Below are 19,112 nucleotides of genomic sequence, written 5' to 3' on the forward strand. Positions count from 1 at the left end.
CAGATGATTAATTCTATACCTTTGCGATGTATTCGTAAGGTAGTGGAACAATTTTTCCTGCACTTGTAATTTCTACCAATTGGTTCAATGAATCAATACAAATATTTTTTTGCATTTCTACATCATTTGGCGCCCCTGCATTAGCACCCATTGGTACTAGTGGTGCAACGGCTCTTGGTGTACCATTTTGTCTTACAACTGGCGGTAATGCCGCAATGATAATTGTAGGAATCCCCGATTCCTCTATCGCTCGCTGTACAATAACAGCGGAACGGTGGCAGGTACCTCAGCCAGCGGTTAGAAGAACGGCATCAACGCCTTCTTCGTTAAGCTGTTTGGCAATTTCCGGACCAGTTTCTTCTCTGAACTTTGTCTGGTCTCCACCGCCACCCATAAATCCATGATTTACAGAAGATATTGCTTTGATAAACCCTTCTTCCGCTAATTCACGAATTCGGTCAATCGGAAACATGCAGTTAATGTCTTTGTTAACATCCGCATTGTCGTAACCACCGTGGGATACCATCATGTCTTCAACAGGAGCATCTCCTGGGATCACGCGGAAAGAAAAGTCTCCTGCTAGGTTAAACCTCTTGTCGGACTGCAAATGCACGCCGGCTGCGGTTACAAGAGCTATTTTCATATCTTTAAGCTCTTTTGTTACCGGTGTCCAGACAGGAGGAGGGGTAATAGGTACGAATATTTCTGACTGTAGATTTTTTACAATGGTCATATCAGCCATGATTATGCCTCCTTTGTTTGTTTATTTCTATTCTTCTTTTCAATATTGCTGACATAGGTCTCATTCACTTCTTCGCTCAGCACTTCGACAAAACTCATGTTCAGACCAACTTCCTGTCCCACTTTCAGCGGGTAATCATTGATCAACATCCGCATGGGAACCTTCAGGAATCCTAGTCTTCCTTTCAGATCGATGGATACAGCTCCATCTTTTACTTCGATAATAATACCTTCTATATAAATAATCTTGTCTCCATATTTCATCATTTCACCCTCAATCTGAGTATTCCTAATGGTTAGTCTGCTCATGATCTTCTGCTGAATTTTGTTAAATGAGTAGGTTGCCTAACCTATGCTTCCGGCTCGTAAATTTCTAATCGTTTCTTGCTTTTGGGTAGAATCTGCTCGTTTGGAACTAAGTCCATTTCCATGCCCATTTGTTGTTCAATCATATCAATATTGTTTTCTTTTACTACTGGATTGAACTTTCTTTCCGGTTCTTTAATTTCTTCACCAGCCATGGCTGCTTTTAACATTAAAGTAGCTCGAATCGCATCTTCTTCGCAAAGTGTGTTGTTGGCCAGGATTTCGTTTTCGATTCCTTGGTCTGATTTATTATGATCTACCATGTATTTCATGTATTCGTTCCCAACAACCAAAGCTCCTTGTTGAGCGCAGAAAGACATTCCTACAACGGTTACTTCTCGCTGTCCCACTTGCTCATGATGGCTGGCAAAATCAATGTGATTGTTTCCAAAGCCTTCTGTAGTGATAAACGCTCCATCAAGATCTAGGGCTTCTACTAAGAAACCAAGTCTGTCCGATACGTAGAATTTCTCAGAGTTAGCCTGAGGAGAACCTACAAAGACAACGCCTGCCAGGTCTAATTCTTCGTCTTTCATCACATGCTCAACCAATGGCTCTCTCCAGTAATGACGAGAATTTTCCTTTGACGCTGGTCCGATGCAAGTCAGAGCATGAATACCGCCATCCAGAACTTCTAATGGGGATAATACTACTGGTACGTTGCCTAGGTCTACGTTTGGCTTTCCACCAACGATTCCAACCGGCTCTACTGGTAAGATCAGGTTGTCATGCATTGCACCTTGACCCATTACTTCCTTAATGATAAGGACTTTCTTTTTGCCTGGTCTTCTATATTGAACCAATTCTTCTTCTTCCACAACTAGGTTTTCATCCAGTTTTTTCATCGCTTCACGAATTTCCTGAGTGATAAAGTCGGTTGCTTTGTGAGCCGCCAATGGTCCCGGACGCTCCATGTTCATTTTTTCTTTAATCACAACTTCTGTTTTGATCAGGATATCGCCTTTATCAGGTGCTCCCGGACGACCCCACATAATGTTCTTCTCAAGTTCACCTTCAGAAGAACCGAACTCGCCGATCTGAACGCCTTTTTCGTCTGTTCCTGTCACTACCATAACAACGCCATCTAATACTCTCGTCGCTCCTGTTCCTAACTTGCAGTCAGGTTCTTTGGTAGCAATTGGCTGAACATCCATAATTGTTTCAGAATACTGATTGTAGTTTTCTTCTGGAATAATGTCTACTTTGATAGAAGTCACAAGGTCACTTACCTTTACAGCATCATCGCAAACATTGTTTCGTAAGTATAGAGTAGTTCCTTCGATTTTTGTTTCATCAGCCATTTCTACTTTATCAATTTTAAAGTGTTTCTTAACCAATGAACGCATTTTTTTTGCTTCTACCGGTGCTGAAACAGCTTCAGTAGCTGTCTGACCAGCGGCTGGTACTGCTGCAGCTGGAGCATTGCCGGCGGCAACAGGCGCACTGCTGGCTACCCCGCCTGTTAAACCAATAGGAAATTCAAGGTCAATGTTTTTTCCTTCTCCAATATGAATCTTTACAACGCCACCAGCATTTTGTACTACTGGTTGTTGAACAGCTTCACTTACTGGTGCTGCTGGTTGTGTAGCAACTTCTTGTACTACCGCTTCTTTTTCTTCTTTTTCTTCTGATTCTATTGCCTGGATTCCTTCCACTACATCTGGAGTAAGAGGAGTAAGAGAATCAACGGTTTTAGTAACCTTTGCTCCTAATACCTCTCCAATTTTCAAACAATTTTCTGGTACGGTTAGTAATCCAGAATCTTCCAGATCCGGAAAAATCGCCGGATCTTCAAGGTTGCTTGCTTCCAGAACGGTTCCTGCTTCTGTTCTGCAGCACACAACCGCAACTTTGTTCATGTTTTTCTTTGCAGCTTCTGCTGAAATTGCCATGCGAATCGCCTCCTATTCTTATTGTTTCATTAATCAATCTCGTCTTCACATCTTCTGATTAATTTTTCACCGGCGGCTCGCAAGACATGATCCGTACTGTGGTAAGTTGGAACTCCCAACCTGGGAGCTACAGTCATCACTGTGTTCGTTCAGTCTCCGCAACTGCCGGTAAGCAAAACCTGCATGCCCTTCTTTTTCATCTTCATAACAGTTTCTGCTTGTCCCGGACATTCGCCGGGTTTATCGCAACGGTATCTACCGTTAACTTCAACCATTCTTTTGCATTTTTCTTCTGCTACTACTTCGGCACCCATTGCTTCTGCAATTTCGCGAAGTCTTGGTTCCTGAGCACCACATTCACAGGCTAAAAGTCCGATTTTTCGACTTTCCTGCGGAAAGGGCATTGAAACCAATACGCCACCCAAAGTCTTTACTACTGGAGAATCTTCTTTCCCGGCACTACCGGTAAAAGGACCACCTAATGTTATTTCACCGTAAGGCTTAACATATCCGCCTGCCATTTCAATATATTTCCCAACCGGTTCACCCAGGGGTACGTCAAGAAAAACTTTTCCTTTTTTCCCCTCTTTCACCCGGCCAGCTACTGTTAAATCTTTATCGATAAAAGGCTTGCGTTTTTCAATAGCATTAACGATATGTTTAACGGTTTCAACATTTTGAACCACTGCATCTGCTTCCAAGGGAAGTTGGCCTGGCTCCAGCTCAACACCCAGCAACTCTCTGACAACTACTCTTTCATCTCCAGATGGGTATATATCTGGTAGATAGGCAATTTCAATGCCTTTTTCCAACGCTGCCGCTCGTTTTAAAGCTCTCACCGCTTTTTTATACTTTGCTTTAACCGCAATATAGGCTTTGGGTGCTTTTGTTATTTCCATCATATACTTAGCACCGCGAACAACAACGCCGGGATCATCTTCCATTAACAATAGATTATGGGCCAGGAGTGGCTCACATTCGGCTCCGTTAATGATAACGCAGCCTGTCGGAAGCTCTGCTTTCAGTTTGATATGTGCAGGAAAACCTGCTCCTCCAGCTCCAACAACGCCAGCTTCTTCAATAGCTTCCAGCATATTGTCTGTTGCGCTGATCTTTACATATTCATCAGGCTGATCTGCTTGTGGGCTAATAACAATCACTTCATCCGTCACTTCTTGTACTTTCCCATGAACGCTGGCATGAATATTAGCACCTAACCCCTGTGGTACGGCAATTAATTGCCCTCTTTTAACCACATCTCCAACAGAGACCTTCGGCTGACAGGGTGCTCCTACATGCTGTCTTAATGGTAAAACAATATTCATCACCTTCACCTCCTTTTGCTTGCTTCTATATTAATGCAATCTCTGTGCCAAGTTTTGATATTAATTTATCAATTTTTATTTTTTATTCCTTAATCCCTCTTGTTTCAAGCTTTTCATCCAATTTGTTTTTTAATGATTAATCTTTTCTATGGCTATATTCTTTTCCTCAATCTAAGACCACCCCAAAAATCGTCGGAAATCCGACACTTTTTGGGGTGGTCTTAGTCAGTTCAAATTTCACAATCTGTCAAAGATTGGTTGGTGCCTTCTTACTACTTGATATTCATAACTCATCACAATGTGTCAATTTTTAGACACTGCGTCAGTTTGTTGACATGCTGTTTTTCAACGCTTGTGCTATCCGTAACAAACAAGCATTATCAGAGGTATTCTTTCAGCCCGTAATATTTCAATTTATAATACAGGGTGCTCCTGGGTATATTCATGATTTTTGCTGCCTTTGCCTTGTTGTTATCAGCCATATCCATCGCACTCTTAATCGTACTTATCTCTGTATTTCTTATATTTTCCTGTAAGTCGAAACTTATTGGCTGTTGTTGTTTTTCATCAATGATTTTTTTCTCAAGAATTCTTTCTGGCAAGCTGTTTTTTTGAATCACATTATCTTTCGAAAAAATAACCAGGTGCTCAATCGTATTCTTTAGCTCCCGGATATTTCCTGGCCAAGGATAATTCATTAATACCTGAAGCACTTCCGCATCTATTTCTGGAATTCGCAGGTTGTTTTCCTCACAAAATTCTGAAATAAAGCGTCTTAAAAAGATGGGAATATCTTCCTTCCGCTCTTTAAGACTAGGCAGATCAATATATACCACATTGAGACGATAATATAAATCTTCTCTAAAGGTTCCTTTCATCACCATGGTTTCCAGGTTTCGATGGGTTGCTGATACGACCCTTACGTCAATATCAATGGATTTTTCGCCTCCTACCCTTAAAACCTGACGTTCCTGCAAAACTCGAAGCATCTTTGCCTGCATATAAAGTGGCATATCCCCGATCTCATCCAAAAACAAGGTGCCCTGGTTAGCCAGTTCTACTTTACCGGTTTTTCCTTTGTTAAGTGCCCCTGTAAAGGCGCCGCTTTCATAACCGAACATCTCACTTTCAAAAAGGCTTTCCGGAATGGCACTACAATTTATCGCTACAAAAGGTCCTTTTCGACCACTGGCTTGATGGATCGCTCTGGCAAACACTTCTTTCCCTGTGCCACTTTCGCCACCTATAAGAACGCTGCTATTGGCTAATGCCACTTTCCTGGCTTCCAATATTTTTTCTTTAATAATATCGCTTTTTCCAATCACATTATGAAAAGAGTACTGTTCTTCATTGATTTTTTTTACTTCCGTTTCCAGAAGATCCAGTTTTTCCTTTGCTGTCTCCAACTCTTCCGAAAGATTAGTTGTCTCTGTAATATCTCTATCCGTTGATACAGCGGCTATCATTTCACCACCAATAAAAATAGGAATTGAGCTGATAATCGCATAGCTTCCAGGACGGGGGCTGTGATATACGTTGCGAATGGGTTGTTTGCTATTGAGGGTTTTAAGTAATAGGGCCGTTGGAAAAAATTCTTCCAAATTCCGGCCAACGATCTCTTCCTGATTCACCTCATAAAGTTTTTCAATTCCTTTTGACCATAGCAAAACCGTCCCTTCCGGATTCACCACACAAACTCCTTCGTAAAGACTATCTAGAATCTTTTCCAGGGCCGCATGCATTTCATCGATTTTTGAATATACTTTATTCAATATATCATTGACACGAACAATCCCTACCACTTTTTCTTCCCGTATTACTGGAAGTCTGCCAATGTGGTTTTTTCTCATCAGGTTTCTCGCTTCAATCGCTTGTGCTTTTTCTGTGGATACAATAACATTTTGACTGACTAAGTATTTCAGGGGTTTCGTTAAATCTTCTTCTGATCTGATTTGTTTCATTAAATCCTTAAACGTCAGGACGGCGACCACTTTTTCGGTTTCATCCGTTAAAATAATATCATCTAAATTATGACTAATCATTGTATTGATCGCTTCTCGGCTATTGGCTTCTTCCCTTAACTTAATCAGTCGGCGGTCCATAATATCGCCAACGGTATATTGATCTAACTGATGCAAAAACATAGCATCTCTCCTTGAATCTGTTGATGATTACCTCTTTACTTGATGGAAAAAGAAACCCATCTTTGATGGGTTTCTTGCTTTCTGTTATCTATCCATTCACCTTATCCATCGCTTCTTTAATGAAACGGACTGATTTCCTGCATTTTGCTTCTGATACGGCGCAGGGAGCAAATCTTAGTCCTCTCCCTAAAGGCAGTAGAAATAAATGGTTTTTTGCCAGTTCATCCGCCACCTTATCTGGATTCTCACAGGGAATTGTAATAAAGAAACCTGCCCGGTAAGGGAATATTTCCAGTCCTACCATTTCTGCTTCTTCCACAAAAGCATGAGCCCGTGTTTCCAACAACTTTTTGAAAGAGTCTCTTTCTTCATTCACTTTTTTCAACAAGCTTTCATCGCTATATACCTTGGCTAGCAGTTTCTGTGCTCCCCTGGTTCCATTAGACCAGCAAGCACGACTGGAAAAAGTACCCGCTGCCATAAACTCATCGGCGATCTCTTCGCTGCTGCTCAGGCATAACAATGCCCCGCATCTAAGTCCATAGAAAGTAAAGGCTTTGGACATACTGTAACCTACCAGGACCAGAATGCTTTCTGGCAGATTTTCAAATTGCTTCATAAAACCTCTGGAGGTTTTCATGTCTCCCGCAAAATCGATATAGGCAATATCCAAGTAGAGAATGATCTTTTTCTGATCTTTTGCCTGTTTTTCTTTCAGGTAATCCAATACTTCTTTCCATTCTTCTTCCGTCAGACTGTAGCCTGTAGGATTATGTGCCGGTGTATTCATCATAATAAGGAGTCTTTCCTGCTTTCCAAGCAGTTCTTCCACTTTTTCTTTAAAGGAAGGAAGGTTAAAGGCTTTGTTTTCATCAAACAACTGGAAAGTGTCCAGTTTCCGACCATGTTCTTCTGTGATGGTTTTATAGGGAGCCCAGTACCAATCGGCCGTAAGCATTGTATCTCCCGCTTCCATATAATTCCATACAGCATGTCGAATACCACCTGAACCACCTGGTGTCGCAACAGCTCGAACGTGACCGGCCGGACGATATTCATCAAAAACGGCTTTTTCAGCCGCTTGCTGAAAATCCGGAAGGCCGGCAATGGGTGCATAAGCAGCAATCTCTGCATCCGGAAGGTCCTTAAAGGTTTTCATAACAGATTGCATGACAGAAAGACTGCCATCATCTTCCATCAATGCGCCCAAGGTTGAGTTAATCACCTGCTCAGCGCCCACCTTTTTTGCGGCTTCCTGAGCTTTTTTATTAGCTGCAAATACCTTGTCGTCCGCTATTGGACGTTTGGAATGAGGTGCTACCATGGTTGTACTCATCACTATTCCTCCTTATTATGTCTCGAATTAGTTAATCATGCCTACGCTTCCTATTATTCCACATTTTAGGGGTTTTTGCCACATCTAAAGCTAAAATCTTTCTCTTTTTCGCCTTATTTTTTCGCAAAAACAACTGACCTCTTTTTGAAGGAGGTCAGTTGAAAAAAACAGTTGCTTTTTAAGAAGCGGGTTTTATACCTTAAATTGTGCCATCAGCTGATTTAGTTGATTCGCAATTTCTGACAGATCCTGAGCTGACTGACTACTTTCTGTAGCACCCTGAGCAGCATCTGCCGCCGCTTGATCAATTTCACGAATGTTTTCCGCAATATCAACCGCACCGGAAGAAACTTCACCGTTTGCCCTGGCAATTTCTTCCATTTGCATGGTTACATTCTCACTGCTTTGTGCTACTTCATCAGAGGCTGCTGATAGTTCAGAAGCTGATCTGGCTATTTCATTCACGCCTTTTGATGCCTCAGAGGAACTTCTTAAAACGTCTTTTGAATTTTCGGTGACTTTACTGATGCTCGTCGCAATATTGTTGACTCTTTCTGAGGTGTCTATCACATTTTCAGAGATATTCCCAGTAGTAGCTGATTGTTCTGTCACAGCGGCCGCAATTTGTCCGGTGATATCTTTTACCTGCTTAATAACATTGGTAATACCATCAACGGCTTTAACCGTTCCCTGCATATCTCGCTGCATTGATGCAATTTGATTGGCAATCTCATCAGTGGCGTCACCTGTTTGTTTCGCCAATTCTTTTACTTCATTAGCAACTACAGCAAAGCCTTTTCCGGCTTCTCCCGCTCCTGCTGCTTCTATGGCTGCATTTAGGGCCAACATATTGGTCTGATCAGCAATGTCGTTGATTACCTCAACAATTTTATTGATTTCTGCCGAGGATTTATTCAGTTTTTGAATCGCTTCCGCTGTATGCTCTACTTCTTTTTCTGCCTCATCACTAATTGTAATGGATCGCTCGCAGTTTTCACTAATTTCACCTAAAGAAAGGTTAATTTCTTTTATCGCTGTCGTAATATCCGCCACTAAACTATTTACTTCCTGGGTGTCTTCTACAACGACTTCCATATCTTTGTTAACGCCTTCGATCAATTCTGTTACGTTATTAACTTCTGAGGATGTTTCTTCTGAAGCAGACGCTAAATTACGTATATTCGCCGACATTTCCTCTACAGCCGAAGCAATGGTGCTCATATTGGTACGGGCTTCTTCTGTTGCCTTTGCGGTTCCATCAATACTGGCATTGATTTGTTCTGTTGCCGCACTAACAACACCGGTTTTAGCACTCATCTCTTCGGTTCCTGCTGCCAAACTACTGGCCACGTCTAACACCGTAGTCGCCGAATGGTTCACTGAGTCAGCCTCACGCCGAATTTTTACAATGATATTTCTAAGAGTTTCTACCGTAGATGAAAGGCCATGAGCCATCTCACCAATCTCATCTTTACGTTGTTCGTATTGTTGTATTCCACCATCTTCCGTAATGGTGAAATCATAAGCAGCTATTTTCTGAATGGATTTCGCCATCACCTGCATCGGAGTGGTAATCGAACGAGAGCCAAAGAAAATAAGTAGTATGGCAATACCCACACTGACTACCGTCATTGTAATCATCGCTATCATTAATGTCCTAACACCCGCTAAGGCTTCTGCCTGGTCAATCTCCACGATCATTCCTAAGGGAGTATCACCGAGAAAAACCACGCCAAACCCACCTAAAACAGGGTTCCCTATATAGTCATCATAAACGCCTACTCCTGAAAACTCATCCACTCCCTCTTGAATCGGTCCTTTTAACTCCCGAACCGCAAAAGTGTCGATGGTCACCTGGAAAGCGGCATCTTGCCGATAATCTCCAAGAATGGTATCTGTATGCAACATTCCATCCTCGTCAATCAGATAAATATCTCCGGTTTCACCAACCAGGTAAATCCCCTCTTGAAGCATGTTTTGCAATGTATCTACTGGTATGTAGCCATTAACTGTCCCTATTACCGTCCCCGTACCACCCCTTCTCAAAGGAGTTGAAACCGTTATATAGTAATCGTCAATAATATCTGAATACTCAAACTCTGATATGTTCTGATCACCGGCCATGGCCGTTTGAAAATAGTTTCTCGGTGAGTAATCAGCACCTTCAATACGCTCCTTAAGGTCTCCGCTTCCATAAATACCTCGCCCTTCTGCATCGGTAATATAGATGCTTAAGAACCCATATTCTTCTGTCAGACCCGGAAGAAGGGCTTCTAATTCCTTGTAAGTTTCCTGCCATTCTTCACTTTGCGCTCCATAGATTTCCCATATCTCAGCCGCATTGTATACGTTTTCCATCCTCGAAAGAGTGGTGCCGTACATTGTTTTTTCACCCATATACTGATCAACCCTGCGTTCGGTCATTTCCTGGTAAAGTGCCACTTCCGAAAAAACGCTTTCTATCAGCTCATTTCTTGCCTGATGATAGCTGACAGCCGCAATAATAATCATCGGAATAAGGCCTGCAACCATAAAAATAGCAAAAATTTTATTGCGAATTTTCATATTTTGTAATAAACTCTTTTTTCCTGACATCCTCAACCCTCCAATAAAATTCTTTCTAATAATATCCGTCTTTTACTATGATGCATTAATACCCAGGACAATATCACTAAACCAAATACTTATTATTTTTTCTACTTTTACAAAATTTTTTATAAGCAACGACTACAAAATTTTTTATAAGCAATGACATTTTGTGTCTGATAAAAAAACCTCCGATTTCACCGAAGCTACTTCTTCCGGCAAATATCGAAGGAATTTTAATCATCATCACAACTAGGCTTTCGCTATATCTTCTCTTAGTCGTTCTGCCTTATCGGTTCTTTCCCAGGTTAAATCAAGATCTGTCCGACCCATATGGCCATAAGCCGCAATTTGTCGATAAATGGGTCTTCTGAGATCTAAGTCTCGGATAATCGCCGCCGGCCGCAAATCAAAATGGCGTCGAATAAGTTGAATAAGGGTTTCTTCTGGTACTTTTCCTGTTCCAAAAGTGTCCACCAAAATAGAAACTGGCTGAGCAACGCCAATGGCATAAGCAAGTCCCACCTCGCAACGGGATGCTAAGTCTGCCGCAACAATGTTTTTTGCCACATATCTGGCTGCGTAGGCAGCTGACCGATCTACTTTTGTTGGATCTTTACCTGAAAAAGCTCCACCGCCATGCCTTGAATAACCTCCATAAGTATCTACAATTATTTTTCTGCCCGTAAGCCCGGCGTCTCCTTGAGGGCCACCCACAACAAATCGTCCGGTGGGGTTAATGAGATATCGGGTATTTTCATCAATAAATTCCGTTGGCAACACCGGTCGTATTACGTATTCAATAAGGTCTTTTTCTATGGTTGCATGATCCACTTCCGAGCTATGTTGAGAGGAAATGACAATAGCGTCAATCCTTACGGGTACATCGCCTTCATATTCTACGGTTACTTGGGTTTTTCCATCCGGTCTCAAGTATTGAAGGGTTCCCTTTTTTCGAACCTCCGCCAGCTTTTTAGCCAGTTTATGAGCCAAAGAAATTGGCATGGGCATTAATTCCGATGTCTCTTTGCAAGCATATCCAAACATAATCCCCTGATCCCCGGCACCTGTTGACTCAAGACCGTTTTCTTCTTCGCCCCCACGCCTTTCCAGAGATTCATCCACCCCCATAGCAATATCGCTGGACTGTTCATCAATAGCGGTCAATACGGCACACGTATCACTGTCAAAGCCAAACTTAGCTCTTGTATAGCCAATTTCTTCTACTGTTTTTCTTGCTATTTTAGGAATATCCACATAGCAGTTTGTTGTTATTTCCCCCGCTACCATCACCATTCCCGTTGTAGCGATGGTTTCGCAAGCAACACGACCGTTAGGATCTTTTTCAAAGATCGCATCCAAAATAGCATCAGAGATTTGATCGCATATTTTATCCGGATGTCCTTCTGTTACTGATTCTGAAGTAAAAAAGCTTCTTTTCATTATTTTTCCTCCTCGTTGTATTCCTATTCACAAAAAAACCTCTTCAAATAGAAGAGGCTTCAAGCTCAATTAAAGCGATGGTTGTACCCTTCCTCATCTCTCAGAATCCTCATTCTGCAGGATTTAGCACCATACATCACTGACTATGGTTGCCGGATTTCATCGGGCCCGTCCCTCCATCACTCTTTATAAGGTATATGTGTTTATTGATATAGACATTAAATTACTACATAATTGTATCATTAGAATATTTTGTATGTCAAGTTATTTATTGATATTCTTTATCAATCACACCATCCAAAAGAATGGCTAATTCTCCTCTGGTAACCGCTCTATCAGGAAATAGATTCAATTTTTCCGAAGCTGGTATTATCTCTTTTTCAACAAGCTTGTTTACCGCCGGGACAGCCCATTCACTAACACTATCGGCATCCGCAAAATTTGGGTCTTCACTGGTGGTGGCTTCCAGTTCCAGCTCTAAAGCTTTTGTCACCATCACAAGTACCTGTTCCCTCGTTGCATGCTTCTTTGGTCTCACGGTTCCATCACCATATTCAGTCATAATACGGTGAGCGATTACTGTTTCCATCGGTTCCTGTGCCCACTCACTTACCTTTTCCCAGTCCTTTGGCAAGTGTGCTTCTTCCTCTTTTTGATTGTCCAAATCAAAGGCTTTTTCAAAAACAACCGCCAGTTCTTCCCTGGTCATTGGCCGGTCTGGTTCATAGCGACCACTTTGAGTACCGCTAATGATTCCAGCCTCACTCAGTCTTTCGACAGCTTCCTGCGAAGGATGATCCTTTAAGTCCATGAAGGAACTGGGGGATGCGGCTTCTTCCGGCATGGAGGATACCGCTTCTTCTGGCATGGATAAAGTGATCACCTGTTGCTCTGTTTCTTCTAATCGGCTAAAAACATCGATTTCTGCTAAAATAGCTGCTTTTACCGGTAATAAGTCAATGCTTCTGGCCCATCCCTGACTACCATTATCAACAGATTCCAACCGATACCAGTACAATCCGGCTTCCAACTTTTCATGACTGATCACCCTAAGCCTTGAGCCTTCCGGAGCCCACCCTGTATGATCAGCTCCAGGTGCTTCCAACAGCCATAAATCCTCTGGAACAGCCTCCACAAGGTCACCTGGCTGATAAAATAGCAGATGTCCATCACTAACCCTATCTGGATTTGGTATCCCAAATCCTCTGGGAGTTCTTTCACCAGCCGGTATCTGGCTCCAATCAATATCAGACACCGGTACATCATAACGTTCTCTGATCAGATCAAAAATACCATCTTGATAGGTATCGCCATTTTGATCTACCGGATTGTTTCGTGGCAGCCATCCATTATAACCCCAGAGAGCAAAATACCAGTTCTCTAGTACATCTGGATCTCTTTCTCCTACCGTAGCAATGTCATCAAAAAGCCACCGGTTCAACAAGACATCCGCCCCTACTTCCACATTATACCTTGCGTCATTTAATAAAGCTTCTTTATCCAAGCTACTATTATGTACTCTGTTAATCTGCATAACCCCCTGGTTCCCTGCATGAACAAAGGGCTGACCATTATGAAATTGCCTTTTCCCACTTTCTTTCCAAGCGATGGCCCGTAACAATACCGGAGGAATATTTTTTTGAAGTGCTACTTCGTTAATAATTTCATTAATCTCATCTCGGCAAGGCTGATCATCTGCTGCCACAGAAATAATGGCTGATTGAATAAAGAGTAACAAGCTAATGATCACCAGTAGTTTTTTTCCCATTCCTTTAATCACTCCTTTTCTTATTCTTTCTGTTCTTATCAATAATCAATTTTTCTGTTCACTAATGTTTGTTTTCTCCCCTTAAAGAAACATGGCCCATATCGGTATGGTAATCATCGAAAGCAGAGTGGTAATAAAAACAGCCTTGGAAGCTAAATAATCATCTGCATCGTATAGACTGGCAAAAGCACCTGTAACGGCACCTACAGGCATGGCAATAATGATCACTGGAATGCCCAGCATCATCCCTTCAAACCCTAGGAGTCGAAGAGGTATATAGGCCAGTAGTGGCATAAGGAACAATCGGTTAAAAATTAGTAAGTATAAACTTTTATCTCCTGGAATGCTCTTAAGCGATACATCTCCTAAAAGTGCCCCAATAATGATCATCGCTAAGGGTGTCGTTGTATTTCCCAGCATGTCAACTGCCTGATGCAACGGCTTTGGAAGGGTGATGGAAAATATAAATAAACCAAAACCAATGATAAGGGCTATGATTCCCGGGCTCATTAATGCTTTTTTAATATTTCCTTTACGACTACCACTCCCTTTTGCATTTCTGGACATAATTGCAACTCCTAAGGTTAGCAGTATCAGATTGAAGGGCATGTTGTATAAAGCCGCAAAGAACACTCCTAGTTCTCCATAAATAACATTCACTACCGGAAAACCCATAAAGGTTACGTTGGAAAAAATTAAGGAGAATTGTATCACATCTTTTCTTTTTGGTTCTTCTTTGCTTAGTTTGGCATAAAGATAAGAAAAACTTATAATCCCTATGTAAGCAAGAATGGATATGATGACAATCTGAATACTGGAAGCTAATACTTCCGTATCAAAAGGAAATTGCATTGCTGTTACAATAAGTGCCGGAAGTGATACGTTCATTAAAAGGCGGCTTAAGCCTTTTACCGTAGAAGGCTCTAACACCGATGTTTTTCGTGCAGCGTACCCAGCTAACATAATAAAAAATAACACCATAATCTGACTAGCAACCCTCAAAAATGCCTGATCCAAAATATCCCTCTTTTCCTAAGACCACACAAAAGCCTTCTGATTTAGTATCAGAAGGCTAAAGTTTTGTTTATTTTATCATTATTTTGCCTTTTTCTACCTATTGTAATAGGATTGTAATTGTTTTGAAAAGAAAATGACATATATCCAGCTATGGTTGGGATCATCCCTAAATCTTTGCGATCATTTTTTCAATATCGTCTACCCATCGCTGTAGCTTTTCATCTGTTTCCTGTATGCTTTTTCCCTTTGCAGCGGCATATATTTTGAGTTTAGGTTCTGTCCCACTAGGCCGCAAACACACCCATTCTTCTCGACTCATCATCAGTTTTATAACGTTCGAAGAGGGAAAGTCAGGCATTTTTTTATAATCTTCGATGGTTTGTATAGGATCTTTTCCAAGGTGATCAGGCGTTTTATTCCGAAAATAATTCATAATGCTTGTAATTTTTTCCATTCCTTCTTTTCCTTTTAAGGTGATGGATTTCAAGGTTTCCCGATAGGTTCCATACTCTTGGTATAGTTGAAGTAAGGCATCATAAAGCGTCTTGCCTTCTAATGCATATACGGCTGCCATTTCAGCAATCAGCAACGCCGCCACAATGGCATCCTTATCTCTGGCATAAGTCCCCACCAGGTATCCATAGGACTCTTCCCAACCCATTAGAAATGTTTTGTTCCCTCTTTCTTCATAATATTTAATCCGATCCCCAATATACTTAAACCCTGTCAAGGTGTTTTCAACATCCACGCCGTAGTTTTCAGCAATTTTTGCTCCCATCTCGCTAGTGACAATGGTTTTTACGATAAGTGGATTCAAGGGGAGTGATTCCAACTCTCGGCGACTCCTGAGAATATATTCCACCAGAAGGGCACCCGTTTGATTACCTGTCAATACCTGATATTTCCCTTCGTGGTCTTTAACCAAAGCACCTACCCGGTCACCATCAGGATCTGTCCCTATAATCAGATCCGCTTTTTCTTTTTCCGCCAATTGGATAGCCAGTGTAAAGGCTTCTTTTTCTTCTGGATTCGGCGATTTCACTGTAGAAAAATCCGGATCTGGCACGGATTGCTTTGGTTCTGTGATCACTTGCTTAAATCCTGCTCTTCTCAAAATTTCGGGCACAAGATAAGTTCCTGTACCATGCAGTGGTGTATAAACCACCTTAAAGCCGTCCGCCATCCGTTGGATCCCATCTTTTCTTAGACTTTGCCCTAAGACAGCATCCATATACTTCTTGTCCATTTCTTTCCCGAGGATTTCTTGTAATTCTTTTTCTATGGCTTCTTTTTGAGGCATTTGTTTGATCTGGCTCATTTCTTCTACCTGATTAATCGACTCCATAATCGCTTCCGCTGTTTCTGTTGCCACCTGAGCACCATCTTCCCAGTAAACCTTAAACCCGTTATATTCTGGCGGATTGTGGCTGGCTGTAACCACAATCCCAGCAATGGCTTCCAGTTCCCTCAAAGCAAAAGACAGCTCCGGCGTTGGTCTTAAATCATCAAAAATATAGGTTTTGATATGATTTCCCGCCAAAACAGATGCCGCTTCCAAAGTGAACTCCCGGGAAAAATGACGACAGTCATGAGCTATTACCACACCTCTCGCAGCCGCTGTATCGCCGTGAGACTTTATGTAATCAGCCAGCCCTTGCGTTGCCTTTCGAATGGTATAAATATTCATCCGGTTAGTGCCGGCGCCAATAACTCCTCTGAGACCACCTGTACCAAAAGCAAGATCCTGAAAAAAGCGATCTTCAATTTCTTTTTCATTCCCCTCAATAGCAATCAATTCTTCTTGTGTTTTTTTGTCAAAGTAAGGATCATTTTTCCATCTTTCGTACTTTTCTATGATATTTTTATCCACTATGATCACTCCTTTTTTTTCAATCATTGCTTATTTCTCTTGTTGCCGTTTGGCCTATATCCTTATTATACCATTGTATCAGGCTGATTAACCCAAAAAGATGCTTCACCTCTACGGTAATTAAGAATGAACAATAAAAAAGTCAGCTGTTGGAACACAGCCGACTTTTTTCCAAATTATATTTCCACAGATTCTTCCTGCTCTTTCACAGGTTCAACATGGCGAGAAAGTTGCTGATACATCTGTTGTGCCAGTCCTACCCCCTGCCCTTTAGCCATGTTTTTTGCCAGTTCTTCGTCATGAAGATCTTCAAATATTTCACGGGCATGACTTTTTTCTATCAACGAGTTATCCGGAACCGTATCACGCATCTGTCGAATCATCATATGTAGAAAGATAGACTCAAACTCCCGGCATGCCGCCATGAGCCTTTCTTTTTCCTTAGAATCCATATCTTTTGCCGAACTGACGGATGGTTGACTATTTTGATATTGAACACGCATCATCGTTTCGTTAATCGTCATTTTACTCACCTTCACTTTCCATCAGCCTTTATCTTATCTATCTTTTTACGTTATTTGCCAAACTCATCATTTCATCAGAGGTCTGAATGGCTTTAGAGTTTGTTTCATAAGCTCTTTGAGCCATAATCATCCGGACCATTTCATCAACAATCTGAACATTTGAGGTTTCAAGATAGTTTTGGCGAATTCGTGTTTCCATTTCTTCGTTATCCTCCGGAATCGCTTCACCCGAGGCAGCCGTAGGTTGAAACAAGTTCTGCCCTTTTGCTTCCAGGCCTTGGGGGTTTAAGAACTGAACTACTTTCAATGTTCCCAGCTCTTCGATTTCACCATCTTCATTTTCGGCCGTAATCATACCACTTTCTGAAATGCTTAACTGGCCGAACTCGTCACCAAAGGCAATCATATCATCAAACTCAGACATCACAAAATATCCGTCTGATGTGACCAGTGCTAGTTCATCACCATCAACGCTCAATTTAAAGGAACCATCCCTGGTATAATAGAATTCTCCTCCCGGTCCTTCTACTTCAAAAAAACCTGGCCCTTGAAGTGCAACATCCAGGGGATTATCTGTATTTTCCATGCTTCCCTGCATAAATAAACGGGAAGTTGCAACAGGTTTTACCCCATGACCCATTTGAAGATGAACCGGACTACCTTCCCCTTCTACCAAATGATTTCGACGAATATTACTATACAGTAAGTCTTGAAACTCCAGTTTTTGTTTTTTATAGGCGGTAGTATTTACATTGGATAAATTGTTTGAAATCGTATCCATATTTAGTTGTTGGGATTTCATTCCTGTTGCCGCTGACCATAATGCTCTCATTTTCAGGCCCTCCTACTTGGTTTGTATCGTGGATTATTTCCGATTGTTTCCTACTCCTTCACAGGAGAGGGGTTTACCTGCTTTTTCCTAGCCTCTTCCAATATCATTTACCGCACGTTGCATCATTTCGTCATAGGTTTGCACAACCTTTTGATTCGATTCATAAGCTCTCATCACGTTGATCATTTCAACCATCTGATCAACGGCTTCCACATTAGATCCTTCGATAAAGCCTTGCAGCACCTGACCTTCAAAAGGAATTTCTTCCGGTTCATACCTATCTTCAAACTGATAAAGATTATTTCCTACTTTTCTAAGATCTTGAGTATTAGAAAAGTTAACAATTGAAATTTGATCACGAACTTCTCCATCGACTAAAACAGTCCCATCCGGTCTCACCTGGAAGTCTTCTCCGTCTACCATTAATGATGTTTCATTTACACTAGCTAAAAAATGGCCGGAAGGCGTTACCATATCGCCATTATCCGTCAACGTAAAATGTCCAGTTCTGGTAAATAGTGGATCGGCTTCCGGATCTTCCGGATCATATACCATAAAAAACCCGGAACCTTTTAATGCCAGATCAAGAGGACTTTCTGTCTGTTCCAAGGAAGCTTGCGTGAAATCCGTTGCAAATTTTTCCATTCGAACCCCGGCGTTCATCGTACCGATAACATTACCGCCGGTTCTTCTTACTAAATTAGCTACCACCTGTCCGTTGTCAATTACTCGACCAAGAGGATCGATCTCAAAGTCTTCGTTTTCCACCTGCACCGGTCTTCCGGTTGCATCTAGAATTCGATTTCCATATCTGGTAGTAATTTCTCCCGTAGAATCTCTTTCATAGGTTCTGAGAAAACCATTTTCATCTCTCGCAAAGGCTGTTGTTTTATTATAGCTAATCCCGGTGCGAGTGGCTGCCGCAAAAAAACCACCGGAAGTTGAAAGCTGATAGCCACCATTCACAGCTTCCACTTCTACTTCCAGATTTCTACTATGGGGAAAAGCGGGTTCTGTTGCATTGATTTTACTAATCAGCACTTCCGGAAAGGCCTCTGTCACAACCATATCCCGCTTATATCCAGAAGTGTTTACATTAGCCATATTATTTGAAGCCGCATCTAAACGCTTTTCGGCTGTTTGCATCCCTGATACAGCATTATACATTCCTCTGAACATCTATGTACCACCTTTCCCATTTCTTACCTATATGGTTTTCCACCTTGTTTTTACTTGCAAAAATGCCGAACACACCCTATAGAAAGGTT

The 19,112-nt window shown here is 41.7% G+C and carries 14 protein-coding genes and 1 riboswitch; all 14 genes read right to left on the reverse strand.

What is annotated here, in order from left to right; genetic code table 11:
* Positions 1-13: 13 nt before the first annotated feature.
* Positions 14-742: a D-proline reductase (dithiol) protein PrdB gene (gene prdB, locus BLV55_RS05020; RefSeq protein ID WP_242870038.1), complete on the reverse strand. Its 729-nt coding sequence runs from the start codon at positions 740-742 to the stop codon at positions 14-16.
* A 2-nt stretch (positions 743-744) separates the two neighbouring features.
* Positions 745-1,050 (reverse strand): CBO2463/CBO2479 domain-containing protein, encoded by a 306-nt coding sequence (locus BLV55_RS05025; protein ID WP_330386576.1) that lies wholly within the window; start codon positions 1,048-1,050, stop codon positions 745-747.
* Between the two features lie 41 nt (positions 1,051-1,091).
* Complete coding sequence (prdA, locus tag BLV55_RS05030; RefSeq protein ID WP_093311874.1) at positions 1,092-2,999, reverse strand: D-proline reductase (dithiol) proprotein PrdA; 1,908 nt, start codon at positions 2,997-2,999, stop codon at positions 1,092-1,094.
* A gap of 29 nt (positions 3,000-3,028) precedes the next feature.
* Positions 3,029-4,324 carry a proline reductase-associated electron transfer protein PrdC gene (gene prdC / locus BLV55_RS05035; RefSeq protein WP_176968269.1) on the reverse strand — a complete coding sequence of 432 codons (1,296 nt, stop codon included), beginning with the start codon at positions 4,322-4,324 and terminating at the stop codon, positions 3,029-3,031.
* Between the two features lie 380 nt (positions 4,325-4,704).
* On the reverse strand, positions 4,705-6,468 hold the full coding sequence (prdR, locus tag BLV55_RS05040; RefSeq protein WP_093311879.1) for a sigma-54 dependent transcriptional regulator PrdR: 1,764 nt from the start codon (positions 6,466-6,468) through the stop codon (positions 4,705-4,707).
* 88 nt (positions 6,469-6,556) lie between these two features.
* Positions 6,557-7,804 carry a pyridoxal phosphate-dependent aminotransferase gene (locus BLV55_RS05045; protein WP_093311882.1) on the reverse strand — a complete coding sequence of 416 codons (1,248 nt, stop codon included), beginning with the start codon at positions 7,802-7,804 and terminating at the stop codon, positions 6,557-6,559.
* 192 nt (positions 7,805-7,996) lie between these two features.
* On the reverse strand, positions 7,997-10,399 hold the full coding sequence (locus BLV55_RS14565; RefSeq protein WP_093311885.1) for a methyl-accepting chemotaxis protein: 2,403 nt from the start codon (positions 10,397-10,399) through the stop codon (positions 7,997-7,999).
* A 243-nt stretch (positions 10,400-10,642) separates the two neighbouring features.
* Positions 10,643-11,833, reverse strand: coding sequence for a methionine adenosyltransferase (gene metK / locus BLV55_RS05055; RefSeq protein WP_093311888.1), 1,191 nt, complete (start codon positions 11,831-11,833; stop codon positions 10,643-10,645).
* Positions 11,834-11,923: 90 nt separating this feature from the next.
* Positions 11,924-12,028: riboswitch (SAM riboswitch) on the reverse strand.
* A gap of 73 nt (positions 12,029-12,101) precedes the next feature.
* Complete coding sequence (locus tag BLV55_RS05060) at positions 12,102-13,601, reverse strand: S-layer homology domain-containing protein (RefSeq protein ID WP_093311891.1); 1,500 nt, start codon at positions 13,599-13,601, stop codon at positions 12,102-12,104.
* Between the two features lie 81 nt (positions 13,602-13,682).
* Entirely contained in the window at positions 13,683-14,618 is a 936-nt protein-coding gene (locus BLV55_RS05065) for an AEC family transporter (RefSeq protein WP_093311893.1), read from the reverse strand.
* A 166-nt stretch (positions 14,619-14,784) separates the two neighbouring features.
* A complete protein-coding gene (locus BLV55_RS05070; RefSeq protein ID WP_093311896.1) occupies positions 14,785-16,515 on the reverse strand; it encodes a phospho-sugar mutase in 1,731 nt (576 codons plus the stop codon).
* 149 nt (positions 16,516-16,664) lie between these two features.
* The gene (locus BLV55_RS05075; protein ID WP_093311898.1) at positions 16,665-17,012 is read right to left on the reverse strand and encodes a rod-binding protein; all 348 of its coding nucleotides are present in this window, start codon (positions 17,010-17,012) and stop codon (positions 16,665-16,667) included.
* 37 nt (positions 17,013-17,049) lie between these two features.
* Positions 17,050-17,844 (reverse strand): flagellar basal-body rod protein FlgG, encoded by a 795-nt coding sequence (flgG, locus tag BLV55_RS05080; protein WP_093311901.1) that lies wholly within the window; start codon positions 17,842-17,844, stop codon positions 17,050-17,052.
* A gap of 87 nt (positions 17,845-17,931) precedes the next feature.
* The gene (locus BLV55_RS05085; RefSeq protein ID WP_093311904.1) at positions 17,932-19,023 is read right to left on the reverse strand and encodes a flagellar hook-basal body protein; all 1,092 of its coding nucleotides are present in this window, start codon (positions 19,021-19,023) and stop codon (positions 17,932-17,934) included.
* Between the last annotated feature and the right edge of the window lie 89 nt (positions 19,024-19,112).

Origin of the sequence: Tindallia californiensis (assembly GCF_900107405.1) — a bacterium.
GTDB lineage: Bacteria > Bacillota > Clostridia > Peptostreptococcales > Tindalliaceae > Tindallia > Tindallia californiensis.

Bases quoted from the DNA above. Each gene is read 5' to 3' on its own strand.
- BLV55_RS05025 (WP_330386576.1), bottom strand. From the start codon at position 1,050: ATGAGCAGACTAACCATTAGGAATACTCAGATTGAGGGTGAAATGATG.
- prdA (WP_093311874.1), bottom strand. From the start codon at position 2,999: ATGGCAATTTCAGCAGAAGCTGCAAAGAAAAACATGAACAAAGTTGCG.
- prdR (WP_093311879.1), bottom strand. From the start codon at position 6,468: ATGTTTTTGCATCAGTTAGATCAATATACCGTTGGCGATATTATGGAC.
- BLV55_RS05045 (WP_093311882.1), bottom strand. From the start codon at position 7,804: ATGAGTACAACCATGGTAGCACCTCATTCCAAACGTCCAATAGCGGAC.
- BLV55_RS14565 (WP_093311885.1), bottom strand. From the start codon at position 10,399: ATGTCAGGAAAAAAGAGTTTATTACAAAATATGAAAATTCGCAATAAA.
- metK (WP_093311888.1), bottom strand. From the start codon at position 11,833: ATGAAAAGAAGCTTTTTTACTTCAGAATCAGTAACAGAAGGACATCCG.
- BLV55_RS05060 (WP_093311891.1), bottom strand. From the start codon at position 13,601: ATGGGAAAAAAACTACTGGTGATCATTAGCTTGTTACTCTTTATTCAA.
- BLV55_RS05070 (WP_093311896.1), bottom strand. From the start codon at position 16,515: ATGATTGAAAAAAAAGGAGTGATCATAGTGGATAAAAATATCATAGAA.
- BLV55_RS05075 (WP_093311898.1), bottom strand. From the start codon at position 17,012: ATGACGATTAACGAAACGATGATGCGTGTTCAATATCAAAATAGTCAA.
- flgG (WP_093311901.1), bottom strand. From the start codon at position 17,844: ATGAGAGCATTATGGTCAGCGGCAACAGGAATGAAATCCCAACAACTA.
- BLV55_RS05085 (WP_093311904.1), bottom strand. From the start codon at position 19,023: ATGTTCAGAGGAATGTATAATGCTGTATCAGGGATGCAAACAGCCGAA.